This is a genomic window from aff. Roholtiella sp. LEGE 12411 (assembly GCF_015206995.1).
In the GTDB taxonomy this organism is placed as follows: Bacteria; Cyanobacteriota; Cyanobacteriia; order Cyanobacteriales; family Nostocaceae; genus Komarekiella.
Genome location: NZ_JADEXR010000181.1, coordinates 1 through 11597 on the forward strand (window position 1 = coordinate 1; position 11597 = coordinate 11597).

Sequence of the window (11597 nt, forward strand, 5' to 3'; positions counted from 1 at the left end):
CCATGCCCCATGCCCCATCCCCCATGCCGATATTTCAAAACCTGGACTTAGCAGCAATCTTGATTTCTTCCACTTTCCCTAGCTCTCCCATTTCCTTGGCTTTCTGCTGATTAACGCTCATCAAGACACCACCAGCATTATCAGTTTTCACCGTCAGCTGCTCTCGCGCTTTCCAGATGCGGTAAGTTCCTTCTGGTAGAGTACCCTCAAATTCGGTTTTGCCGTCAGCTACGACACGAATCCAGGATGAGGCTTTCAAGGTGACACCAATCTGTACTGGCTGAGCTTCTTGGATGCTGCTGAGAGTGTCGCTGACAGGTTGGGCTTCCACTGACTGTTTTGGTTGGATTGGCTCTGGTTTAACAACGTACTGTTTTTTTAAGTCTGGCTCGCTTTGACTATTATTTGCTTGTAGCGCAGCATGATTCAATAACTGAGATAAGCCGTTTACAGTGCATAAAATTAGAAATATGTAAAGAAAGTAAAGATGAATAGGACGTAATTGACCGAGGGGTGAAACTTTCCCAATAGCTTGGGAGTTTACTGGTTGAGAACTGATAGGAAAAGTTCTAGCAAATTCTGCTCCATTAAGACCCAATGCATCGGCAAATTGTCTGATAAAACCCTGAATATAAATTGGTTCTGGTAAATCGTTTAAATTACCTTCTTCGATCGCCTGCAATAATCGTCGGGAAATCTTCGTCAATATGGCCACTTCATCTAGGGATAAACCTTGTTCTTGACGCAATGCCCAAAGATGAGCACCCATTTGTGCCAACTTTTCAGATCGTTGCTGCTCTAATGAAAGTACCGTCTGCTGATTATTCTTCTTCTTTCTTAGCCATTTCATGATTTTTTACACTCCAAAACTCAGCTGAATCTTTAATAGGTTGCTTTATCTGCTCTTGCAAAAAGCGAATCTCATCATTTTTTAGGGAGCGATAGTTACCCTCGTCTAACAAGGGTTCCTTCGGTGTTTGTAATTGAATTGGCCCTATGGCAATCCGATGCAGCCTGATAACTGGGTATCCCAACTGTTGAGCTATACGGCGAATCTGGCGATTTCTTCCCTCCTGCAAAACAATTTCTAACAAGCTTTGATTGGCAAAACGTTCTATTAGGTTTACCTTGGCCGGTCGTGTTTTTCTTCCCTCCAATACCACACCCTGACGCCATATTTGGAGTATTGCTTCTGGGGGATGTCCTTTTACCAAAACACGATATGTCTTAGAAATACTGTGGCGTGGATGGGTTAGTCTAAATGTCAGATCTCCGTCATTTGTGAGGATTAAGGCTCCTGTAGAGTCTGCATCTAGCCGCCCCACTGGGTGAATACCTGAACCTTCGCATAATTCTTTTGGCAATAGATCCAGGACTGTTGTCCTTCCCTGCGGGTCGTCGCAAGTCGAAACTACCCCAGCTGGTTTATGCAGTAATAAATATATTAGAGCCGGACGCTGCTTTTCAAAGATAGGCTTACCATCTACTGCGATCGCATCTTTTTGGGGATCAACTTTTTGACCCAAATGTGCCAATACCCCATTTATTTGCACACGCGATTGCCGAATCATTTCTTCGGCTTCACGACGTGAGGCAATACCCCACTGAGCAAGAATTTTTTGTAACCGTGCCTCCATGTGGAAATTGCTGATTTTTTTGTTAACAATTATATGATATTTGCATTTTGTAACAATTAGACATAGATGTTACATTTAAGGTTTGTTTAAGTTCTATCGGCTTTTTAGCAAATAGTTATAAATAGAGTAGTTAAATGCCTGATCAAAATTTCCCATCAATTACTGCAAATAAGATCCGGGTAATTACGCAAGTGTTGACAACAGCACTCAAACTTTGGTTGAGAACCCAAGTTAGCCAAGTATCCCAACTGGAAGTAGAGATTAGAGCAAGCGATCGGCAACTTCTCTCTGGACGCATTCCCTCGGTATCTATTTTTGCTACTCACGCAGTTTATCAAGGTCTTCTTGTTACGCAAATACAAATAATGGCAGAAAATATTCGGATAAACATTGGCTCAATACTTAGAGGAAAGCCACTACGCCTGCTAGAAACAGTAACGGTACTTGGCGAATTAACCATAGACGAGAAGGATCTTAATGCTTCTCTCTCATCTGATCTATTATCGACTGCTTTCAATGACGTACTGATTAGATTATTACCAGAATTATTCCCAGAATTTCAGCCAATTAATTGGCAAAACATTCTCCTTGAGAATAAGCAAATTATATTGCGCGGCATCCGAGTCACCAATAGTAAAACAACACCTCTAGAGATTTGTGTGGCTTTACAGTTACTCAACGGTCATGAGTTGCAACTAACACATATTCCAACCAAGCACAAACAGGAACCACCCTTAGAGGATAGTCATGAATACAATCTAGATCTAGGCTCAGATGTCGATATTCAAGAACTAATGCTGATCCCAGGTAAACTGGTGTGTCGTGGGCGCATTAACGTTAACCCTTAATGATTAAAAATTAAAAATGCTAGTTCTTTATTTTCAATAATATAACTCTTCCAATTACTTGCAAACAGATATGTCAAGCTAAGTTCAGAATATGTAGACATTTCGATTCCTACCCGTTTTTAATGGTGTATATTTATTCATTTAAGAATGCTTATATTTATAACCGACGTCTTTGTGGTTATAGAGCAATATTAACGGTAAAAACGGATAATTTAGTGCTGTTTTTCTTCAGTTGTGTTTAACCTCCAAAACTTGTCGGTGAGTATTAGAAAATACTCCATAAACAAAAAATTACGTCTACCAGTCCACAGATCAAGGAGTTGTAGGATAAAGCGTTAAGAACCTAGATGTCCTAAGAGACTCAAAAAGGCTTTCAATTTACTCTATATCTTGCTGTTGTTCAAAGAGTAGAGCGAGTTAGCGTGAAGTTTACCTCACACATACATCTGTCACCTAAGACCTATGGCCCACTACTCCATTTGCTCACTTATCTGCTATGAGCGGTAACAGTAGTGTTACGAAATAGTAAACCAAAGGAGCTGTGAAAATATAACTATCAGTACGGTCTAAAATACCGCCGTGACCGGGGATTAACTGTCCAGAATCCTTTACCCCAGCATCTCGCTTCAGCATAGACTCGGTAAGATCGCCCAAAAGACTAGCAATCCCAATTAGCAATCCCAATGCTAAACCAGTGAAAGGGGAACTGGGTAAGTTGAGATAATAAGCTCCAGCTAGAGCTACGGCTATACTGGAGATGATGCCAAAAACTGCACCTTCCACGGTTTTTTTAGGGCTGATTTCAGACAAACGGGTTTTCCCGAAAAATTTGCCAATGGTGTAAGCACCAATGTCAGCCGCCCAAATACACAAGAAAGTCAGCAGAGTGAGTGTCAAACCTTGTGGTAATGAGGCAAAATTTTCCTTTTCCCAGAAATCTGTCCAGCTTGTGGGCCAATAACCACCTAAAGCGAGATTGCTGAAAGCAGCACTATCGAGCGATCGCAACCGCACCCAGTAACTCGGCAAATAACCTACGTAAAATAGCCCCATAATAGAAGCAGAAATATCGGCGATCGTGGCAAATTTGGGTTGAAATAATAGGTAAAAACAAATAAGTGTGCCAGATATGGGCATCACCGCATCGGCCAAACTACCATCAAGCGTACAAATTACTAGCAAAACTTGACTGAAAGCCATAGTGGTTTTAGCCGCAGGAGCTATGCCTCTGGCTCGCACCAGATTAAAATACTCCTGTTGACCCAAAAAGACAACAACCGCAAACATGACGGTAAAGTACCAACCCCCCAACAGTGTCATAGAAAGAGCAAGGGCGATCGCAACAATTCCACTAATAATCCGAGACCAAGGCATAGAAGTATTAAATATTGGGCATTGGGCATGGGGCATTGGGCATTGGGCATGGGGCATGGGGCATTGGGCATGGGGCATCAGTTATTCTTGCCCTGCTTTTGCTCCACAGTCTTTAGTCCAGTTTCTCACCACTGAGGATAAAAATGGGATCAACGGCGGTAAAGGTTTGAGAAAAGCCACGCGTTTCTAACCGATTAACCGCAGACTGAACAACTTCTATATTTCTAGCCCTTAACTGAGAAAATATCTGGGAAATAGCATACAGACTTTCTAAATTAGCAGCTGTGGCGACAACCCGACCTGATGATGGTAAATAATGCCAGGCGGCTTGTAAAATTTCCTGAATGGGTCGTCCACCCTCAATACAGACACGATGAGGGGTAACTTTGAGGTCATGCAAGCACTCTGGGGCGCTCCCTTCAATTACTTCGACATTCTTTACCTCGAAGCGATCGCAATTACGTTTAATTAGGTTGGCTACTTCTTCGTCCCTTTCTACAGCGATAATCTTTCCATTTGGACACAGCAGTCCCACTTCTACCGGAATTGTACCTGTACCTGCACCAATATCCCACAACACTGAATCAGGTTTTAATCGCAGTTGGGCAATTAACAATAGCCGGACTTCTCGCTGGCTCAGGGGAATTCCTGGTAAGTGCTCGAACAATTCATCGGGAATACCAGGAGTAATGTAAGGCCAAAGTGGGGAGGGCATAGAATTACACAATTATACTAAAGATATCGGCTTGCCAATTCAACAAACTATAAGCTAAAAAAAAATTTAATTCGTGGCGTTATAAGTAATCATAATGATTGGGGAAATGTTAGGCGATGTCTGGGGACAAGACGCTGGGCGTCTACGCTACGCAGTTCAGCAGCAATTAGGAAAAAAAGCAGGGCGGCGGACGCTGTTAGCGCGGGATCAAATCACTGGTGAATTAGTGGTAATCAAGTTACTTTCTTTTAGCAGTGACTTTGAATGGGATGATCTCAAGTTGTTTGAGCGTGAAGCTGAAACCTTAAAATCTTTATCGCATCCTTTGATTCCTCGCTATTTAGACTATTTTGAGGTAAATTCACTTGGCATTAAAGGATTCGCTTTAGTACAAACTTATATCCCAGCACAAACTTTAGAACAATACTTACAATCTGGGCGGACTTTTACAGAAGCTGAAATTAAACAGATAGCTCAATCCCTCTTAGAGATTCTTATTTATCTGCATGGGCTGCATCCACCTGTGATTCACCGTGATATTAAGCCTAGCAATATTTTATTGGGGGAGCGTTCTGGTAATAGTGCTGGTCAAGTTTACCTAGTAGATTTTGGCTCAGTGCAAACAGTCCTCGCTACAGAAGGTGGAACTAGGACTGTGGTGGGAACATACGGCTATATGCCACCTGAGCAATTTGGCGCACGTACTGTTGCAGCTTCAGACCTTTATAGTTTAGGTGCAACTTTGATTTACTTAATTACCGGTACTCATCCAGCAGATTTACCCCAAAAGGATTTTCGCATTCAGTTTGAGCAGTTAACTAATTTAAGTCCTGGCTTTACCAATTGGCTAAAGTGGATGACTGAACCCAGTTTAGAACGGCGTTTGAATTCTGCTACCCAAGCACTTGCAGTTTTAAAGGAACCACAGTTGAGAAGCACCCCTACTTTGGTTCTCGCTAAACCAGCTGGTAGTAAAGTTCAACTGACTAAAAATTGGGATTCTCTAGAAATTATCGTTCCACCTGTTGGCTTTCACCCTTCAATTTTATTTACAGGTTTGTTTGCGATCGCTTGGAATTCATTTATCCTATTTTGGACGATTGGCGCTCTCTCGGGTCCTTTTCCTGTCAACATCCCCTTTGCGTTGTTCTCACTTCCTTTTTGGGGTGCTGGCTTTTTCATGGTGTATACATTTCTGTTTCATTTGTTTGGACGCATCCGCTTACGTCTGAATCAAGAGCAAATTGCCTTAACCTGGGAGTTGTTTACTTTTCAATTCCATCGTCCCCGTCCATCGCCAAGACAAAGTATTACCAAATTGGTTTATATTCCGCGATACTTTACCAAAGATTCTGAAGGTAATAGAGTTGAAGTTCCGGCGCAATTGGATGTTTGGTCAGGAATTTATAAGTATCGGCTAGGTGGTACTAGTGGCGGTATCAAACATGAAGCAGAACTGGAATGGCTAGCTAGTGAATTAAGTGATTGGTTAGGTTTGCCAATCACACGAGAAGAAGCCTCCTAGTGTCTATAGTTAATACAGGAAGCAATACAGGAGAGACGTATGTTTGGACTAGGATGGCCAGAAATAGGTGTAATTGCTGTGGTCGCTATTCTAATTTTTGGCCCGAAAAAAATTCCCGAACTTGGAAACGCAATGGGCAAAACCCTACGGAGTTTTAAGGAAGGAATGAAAACTTCCAGTGATCAGACTAATTCAGAACAAGAATAACCAACGTCAAGGGTCAAGGGTCAAGGGTCAAGGGTCAAGGGTCAAGGGTCAAGGGTCAAGGGTCAAGGGTCAAGGGTGAAAAACTCTTCTATACTGGATTTTTTACTATTGACTTTGGACTCTTGACTCTTGACTATTGACTACAGCAGGGTATTAACAACAGACGAAGGTGTAACCCCATTTTGGGAATCTACGATAGTCGTGCCGGGATTTTGCTGAAGTACTTCTTCTTTAACTAAACCACGCACCTTAATTAACTTAATAGCGCGAGTGACACTTTCTGGTAGGATTACCACCAAACTGTTGTCAGGAGCCATGTCTAAGGCTTTATTAATCGCTTGAGTTTCATCGAGAATTGATTCGTAGCGGCAATCAGACTTAACTTGGGTGATACCTTGAGTAATCAATTCAGCGGCTGATCCCCGTGGGCGTCCCCTTGTATCATCGTCTTCTTTGATGATGATGTAATTAAAAATTTGCGCTGCCAGTTTACCTAAGGTAACAAAATCTTCGTCGCGGCGATCGCCTGGGCCACCAACTACACCAATCCGCACTCCTGTATTCCAGTTGCGGACAAAAGCTCCTACAGCTTCATAACTAGCTGGGTTATGGGCATAGTCTATTAAAGCGTGGTAGTTGCCTAAATTAAATAAATTCATCCTTCCTGGCGTTTGACTAACTGAAGCGCGGAAGGTCTTTAAGCCAGCACGAATCTGCTCAATTGTGACGTTTTGGACGAAGGCTGCCAAACTAGCTGCTAAAGCGTTGGCAATCATAAACGGCGCACGTCCGCCCATTGTTATGGGGATCTGTTCTGCTCTTTCTATGCGGTGTGTCCAATCACCTTTGACAATTGACAAATAGCCATTTTCATATACCGCTGCTACTCCGCCCTTTTGGATGTGCTTACGCACCAATTCCGAGTCTGGGTTCATGGTGAAGTAAGCAATATTAGCTTTAGTTTTTTCTGACATGGCGGCGACGCGGCGATCATCGGCGTTAAGTACCGCATAGCCATCAGGGAATACAGCTTCCGCTACTACGCTTTTCAGGTTAGCTAACTGGTCGATGGTATCTATATCGCCTATTCCTAAATGATCAGATGCTATGTTCAGCACTACACCGACATTTGCAGCTTCAAAACCCAGTCCAGAGCGGAGAATACCACCACGTGCCGTTTCCAGCACTGCTACTTCCACTGTCGGATCTTGCAGGATGACGTGGGCACTTTGAGGACCAGTGTTGTCTCCAGCTTCTACTAAGTAATCACCGATATAAGTTCCATCAGTAGTTGTATAGCCTACTACCTTGCCCGTTTGCTTATAAATATGTGCTAACAGTCGGGTAGTAGTGGTTTTGCCATTTGTACCCGTAACGCTGAGAATAGGAATTTGGTTAGATTGTTCGTTGGGGAACAGCATATCCATGACTGCTCCGGCGACGTTGCGAGGGATGCCCTGACTAGGGGCGACGTGCATCCTAAATCCAGGAGCAGCATTAACTTCGACAATCACGCCATCCACTTCTCTCAGGGGACGGCTAATATCTGAGGTGACGATATCTAGTCCAGCAATATCCAAACCAATAATCCTCACTACCCTTTGAGCCAGCCAAAGGTTTTCTGGGTGAATTTCATCGGTACGGTCTACGGCACTACCACCTGTACTTAAGTTTGCTGTCGCCCTCAGATAACAAATTGTCCCCTTGGGTGGCACACTGTTCAGGGTGTAGCCTTGCCTTTCTAGCAGTTGGTAGCTGGTGCGGTCTAGTTCAATCTTGGTAAGGACGTTATCATGTCCTTCGCCGCGATTGGGGTCAAGGTTAGTTTCCTCAATCAGCTCGGCGATCGTGGATCTACCGTTGCCAATTACATGCGCTGGTACGCGTTCGGCTACTGCGACTACTTTGCCATTTACCACCAGTACCCGGTGGTCGCGTCCAACGTAATATCGTTCAACAATAATTGACCGGGAAACCTGTCTAGCAGCTTCATAAGCAGCCTCAGATTCTTCCCAACTTCTAATATCAATGGTGATCCCGCGTCCATGATTGCCATCTAAGGGCTTGATGACGATGGGGTAGCCGCCAACGTATTCAATTGCTTCTTGCAAATCGTCCAAAAAGTTGATCACCGTACCTCTGGGTACTGGTGCGCCAGCGGCAGCTAGGATGCGTTTGGTGGCTTCTTTATCGCAGGCCAGCTCTACGCCTAGAATGCTAGTGTTGTCTGTCATTGTCGCCTGCATCCGCTTTTGATTCACGCCGTAGCCTAGCTGAATTAAAAAGCGTGCTTCAAGAGGCATCCAAGGAATACCTCTTTTTTCTGCTTCTTTGACGATCGCTTCAGTGGAAGGGCCTAAAGAAGCATCACGGCTAAAATCTTTCAGGTCTTGGATGTCTTGCTCTAGCTCTGCTTTGGGATAACGGCCTCGATCAACGATACTTTGGCATAGCCGCACAGCGGCTCGTCCTGCGTAGCGTCCCGCTTCCTCATTCAGGTACTCGATCACTACTTGGAAAATTCCGGGTGTGGCTGTTTCACGGGTGCGACCAAAGCCTACGTGCATCCCGGCTAATTCTTGTAGTTCTAGAGCTACATGTTCCACAATGTGACCCATCATCGTGCCTTCTTTCACCCGCATCAGAAAACCACCCCGACAGCCAGGCGAACAATAGTGACCCTCCAGACTTGGCAGCGCCTCAACTAATCCTTCATAAAAGCCAGGGATTTCATTCGAGGGCGTCTCGGCAAGGGTTTCTAAATCTAGGCGCATGACGATCAACTTGTGGCGTCGAATGCTCCAGTAGTTTGGGCCGCGTAGGGTCTGGATCTTGAGGATTCTCATGGGAATAGGTAGATGGAGATTCGGAACCAAAATTCTAGTTTCTTACTGGAATTGACCGCTAAACTGTTTGTAATGAACAGTTTTTTCTTTTTACATGGTATTGTTGTAATTTTTCTACAGCAGTAAATAAATTAGCGGTCAACTCAGTGTAACCTCAGATACTCTATCCCGTCAGCTGGAAATACGGTGTATAGCGGGCAGTACAGTCCGCTGGTACAGGTGGAACCGATCGCCATAGCTAAGGATATGCAAGCGTAAATTATGCACAGTAAGTGGTTCATCGGCACCGACATGCGGTTCGTTTGTATGTGTGACCTCAGTTGGATCAACAATCGTCACGCTGCCTTTGCCCACAACTTGTAACCAACCATCGCGTTCAAATACAGCACAAGTATCTTCATCAATACCAATGCCTAAGCGATCAGGATGAGCTGCGATCGCACTAATGAGCCGTCCCATGCGATTACGGTTGTGAAAGTGTTGATCAACAATCACTTCAGGAATAAATCCCAAACCTGTCGCCATATCGACTAAAGAACGATTTGGAGACTCCCCACTCCCACCGCCAGCAATCATGTGATGTCCCATCACTGCTGCTCCTGCACTGGTACCAGCTAATGTCAATTGCCCTGCCCTCACCCGCTGCCGGATAATTTCCATTGCTGGCGTATCTGCCAATACGCCACAGAGGCGTAATTGATCTCCTCCCGTCAAAAATACCCCACTACACGCTTCTAAAGATGCTTTGATTTGAGAGGCTTCACATTGTTCCCGTTCACGAATATCTAGGATTTCAACCTTCTGAGCACCCATTTCTTCAAAAATCCGAATATACCGACCACCGATGATGGCAGGTTCACGAGAGGCAGATGGAATAATTGTAATATAGGCCTTACTAGCACCAGCACGATCAAAAAAAGTTCGCAGGATATCGCGTCCGTGAACTTTGTCTTCTGCGCCTCCGATGACTAGAACGGCGGTTTTAGTTGCTTGGGGTGTCCTCATTTCCAGCGATTTAGTTTTTAATTGCGGCATTGTGTTTCTCCTGTCAACAACTTCAGGTGAATTTAACAAGGTTTGGTAGCCTAATGACTTTTACGCTTTGCTTGTTTGAGAGGACACTTTTCTGAAGTTTAGAGCGGCGAATAAAGTTCTCAATAGTCGCCTGTACTCCTACGGGTAAGCAAGCTACGTGCAGCGTCGACCATGGGAGAAGTGCCGATAGTCCGAAGCCACCTCTGAGACTTCTCACAAGCCGACCCTTAAACTTCTTGCTTGACCCGCACGACGTCTCAATTTTTATGTGTCCGTTACCGTTTATTAAAGCCATCGCCTTGTTTTTCACCTATCTACTCTTTCCAGACGGCAAAATAATACTTGGTGGCTATAATTAGCCTCTGGGCTTGGGGGTGAGCAGGTCTTGACACGCTTTTTTCTGAGGCTGGCTCGATGCATCCTGGAAGTTGTTAACTTAATCGGATTATTAATTTAAATGTAGTTGTGACAATATTTAAACATAAATTAAGTAATTAGAAAAATTAGAAAAACTTTTGATCCCATCGATAATCTAAGAGGTCTTGTACTTTTAGATACTATTGATCAAGTTTATCTGTACTCCTACCCGAAATTAGCTTCTTGTGTTTGTTAGACATTCAAATTTAAGATTAGTGTCCTTGAATACGAATAACTGTGCGCTTTGATATAGTTACGCTGTTTCCTGACTGTTTTACCTCTGTTTTGAGTTCTGGGTTGCTGGGTAAAGCCTTAGCCAAACAGATTGCCCAAGTGCATCTGGTTAATCCACGGGACTTTACCAACGATAAGCACCGGAAAGTAGATGATGAACCCTACGGCGGCGGCGTAGGGATGCTAATGAAGCCCGAACCCATCTTTGCTGCTGTGGAGTCGCTGCCGATTTTACCTCGAAGAGAGGTGATTTTGATGAGTCCACAGGGTGAAACAATCAATCAACCTCTGTTGCGAGAATTGACGACCAATTATGACCAATTAGTAGTTATTTGTGGGCATTACGAAGGAGTAGATGAACGGGTGCTGCATTTAGTCACTCGTGAGGTGTCTTTGGGTGATTTTATTTTGACAGGTGGAGAAATTCCAGCAATGGCTTTAATTAATGGCGTCGTACGTCTTCTACCAGGAACCGTAGCCAAAAAGGAATCTCTCACAGCAGAAAGTTTTGAGGAGGGATTGTTGGACTATCCTCAGTACACTCGTCCAGCAAATTTTCGTGGGTTAAAAGTGCCCGATATTTTACTCTCTGGAAATCACGCAGCGATCGCCCGGTGGCGTTACGAGCAACAAGTTAAAAGAACACGCGATCGCCGCCCTGATCTCTTAAATAAATGGGAAAACAGAGATCTGGGGGATCAGGGGAGCACAGGAGCAGGGAAAGCAAAGGGAGATGAAGAATAACTATCCCCCATGCCC

General features: G+C 44.1%; 10 protein-coding genes. 4 read left to right on the forward strand and 6 right to left on the reverse strand.

The features are described from left to right. Nucleotides 1-34: 34 nt before the first annotated feature. Together IQ246_RS25795 and IQ246_RS25800 are read right to left on the reverse strand one after the other, a co-directional pair. Nucleotides 35-850, reverse strand: a complete 816-nt coding sequence (locus IQ246_RS25795; RefSeq protein ID WP_194006164.1) for a RodZ family helix-turn-helix domain-containing protein — start codon at nt 848-850, stop codon at nt 35-37. Next, nucleotides 822-1637 carry a pseudouridine synthase gene (locus IQ246_RS25800; protein ID WP_194006165.1) on the reverse strand — a complete coding sequence of 272 codons (816 nt, stop codon included), beginning with the start codon at nt 1635-1637 and terminating at the stop codon, nt 822-824. Before IQ246_RS25800 ends, IQ246_RS25795 begins: the two co-directional genes overlap by 29 nt. Before the next feature lie 134 nt (nt 1638-1771). On the opposite strand from IQ246_RS25800, the gene IQ246_RS25805 reads away from it, so the two are divergent. Continuing rightward, on the forward strand, nt 1772-2485 hold the full coding sequence (locus IQ246_RS25805) for a DUF2993 domain-containing protein (RefSeq protein ID WP_194006166.1): 714 nt from the start codon (nt 1772-1774) through the stop codon (nt 2483-2485). A 483-nt stretch (nt 2486-2968) separates the two neighbouring features. On the opposite strand, the gene IQ246_RS25810 is transcribed toward IQ246_RS25805, so the two are convergent. Both IQ246_RS25810 and cbiT read right to left on the reverse strand, forming a co-directional pair. After that, entirely contained in the window at nt 2969-3859 is an 891-nt protein-coding gene (locus IQ246_RS25810) for a phosphatidate cytidylyltransferase (protein ID WP_194006167.1), read from the reverse strand. Between the two features lie 112 nt (nt 3860-3971). Continuing rightward, complete coding sequence (gene cbiT, locus IQ246_RS25815) at nt 3972-4574, reverse strand: precorrin-6Y C5,15-methyltransferase subunit CbiT (protein WP_194006168.1); 603 nt, start codon at nt 4572-4574, stop codon at nt 3972-3974. 94 nt (nt 4575-4668) lie between these two features. Here cbiT and IQ246_RS25820 point away from each other — a divergent pair, with 94 nt between their 5' ends. Together IQ246_RS25820 and tatA are read left to right on the forward strand one after the other, a co-directional pair. After that, entirely contained in the window at nt 4669-6099 is a 1431-nt protein-coding gene (locus IQ246_RS25820; protein ID WP_194006169.1) for a serine/threonine-protein kinase, read from the forward strand. A 39-nt stretch (nt 6100-6138) separates the two neighbouring features. Further along, nucleotides 6139-6306 (forward strand): twin-arginine translocase TatA/TatE family subunit, encoded by a 168-nt coding sequence (gene tatA, locus IQ246_RS25825; RefSeq protein WP_194006170.1) that lies wholly within the window; start codon nt 6139-6141, stop codon nt 6304-6306. A 140-nt stretch (nt 6307-6446) separates the two neighbouring features. On the opposite strand, the gene cphA is transcribed toward tatA, so the two are convergent. Together cphA and IQ246_RS25835 are read right to left on the reverse strand one after the other, a co-directional pair. Then, the gene (gene cphA / locus IQ246_RS25830; RefSeq protein WP_194006171.1) at nt 6447-9152 is read right to left on the reverse strand and encodes a cyanophycin synthetase; all 2706 of its coding nucleotides are present in this window, start codon (nt 9150-9152) and stop codon (nt 6447-6449) included. Between the two features lie 171 nt (nt 9153-9323). Further along, entirely contained in the window at nt 9324-10187 is an 864-nt protein-coding gene (locus IQ246_RS25835; protein ID WP_194006172.1) for a cyanophycinase, read from the reverse strand. A gap of 654 nt (nt 10188-10841) precedes the next feature. Between IQ246_RS25835 and trmD the strand changes: the two genes are divergently transcribed. Further along, complete coding sequence (trmD, locus tag IQ246_RS25840) at nt 10842-11582, forward strand: tRNA (guanosine(37)-N1)-methyltransferase TrmD (RefSeq protein WP_194006173.1); 741 nt, start codon at nt 10842-10844, stop codon at nt 11580-11582. The last annotated feature ends 15 nt before the right edge of the window (nt 11583-11597 follow it).

What these genes read in the sequence shown, in the direction of transcription:
- IQ246_RS25795 (WP_194006164.1), bottom strand. Translation starts at nt 850, where the DNA reads ATGAAATGGCTAAGAAAGAAGAAGAATAATCAGCAGACGGTACTTTCA.
- IQ246_RS25800 (WP_194006165.1), bottom strand. Translation starts at nt 1,637, where the DNA reads ATGGAGGCACGGTTACAAAAAATTCTTGCTCAGTGGGGTATTGCCTCA.
- IQ246_RS25805 (WP_194006166.1), top strand. Translation starts at nt 1,772, where the DNA reads ATGCCTGATCAAAATTTCCCATCAATTACTGCAAATAAGATCCGGGTA.
- IQ246_RS25810 (WP_194006167.1), bottom strand. Translation starts at nt 3,859, where the DNA reads ATGCCTTGGTCTCGGATTATTAGTGGAATTGTTGCGATCGCCCTTGCT.
- cbiT (WP_194006168.1), bottom strand. Translation starts at nt 4,574, where the DNA reads ATGCCCTCCCCACTTTGGCCTTACATTACTCCTGGTATTCCCGATGAA.
- IQ246_RS25820 (WP_194006169.1), top strand. Translation starts at nt 4,669, where the DNA reads ATGATTGGGGAAATGTTAGGCGATGTCTGGGGACAAGACGCTGGGCGT.
- tatA (WP_194006170.1), top strand. Translation starts at nt 6,139, where the DNA reads ATGTTTGGACTAGGATGGCCAGAAATAGGTGTAATTGCTGTGGTCGCT.
- cphA (WP_194006171.1), bottom strand. Translation starts at nt 9,152, where the DNA reads ATGAGAATCCTCAAGATCCAGACCCTACGCGGCCCAAACTACTGGAGC.
- IQ246_RS25835 (WP_194006172.1), bottom strand. Translation starts at nt 10,187, where the DNA reads ATGCCGCAATTAAAAACTAAATCGCTGGAAATGAGGACACCCCAAGCA.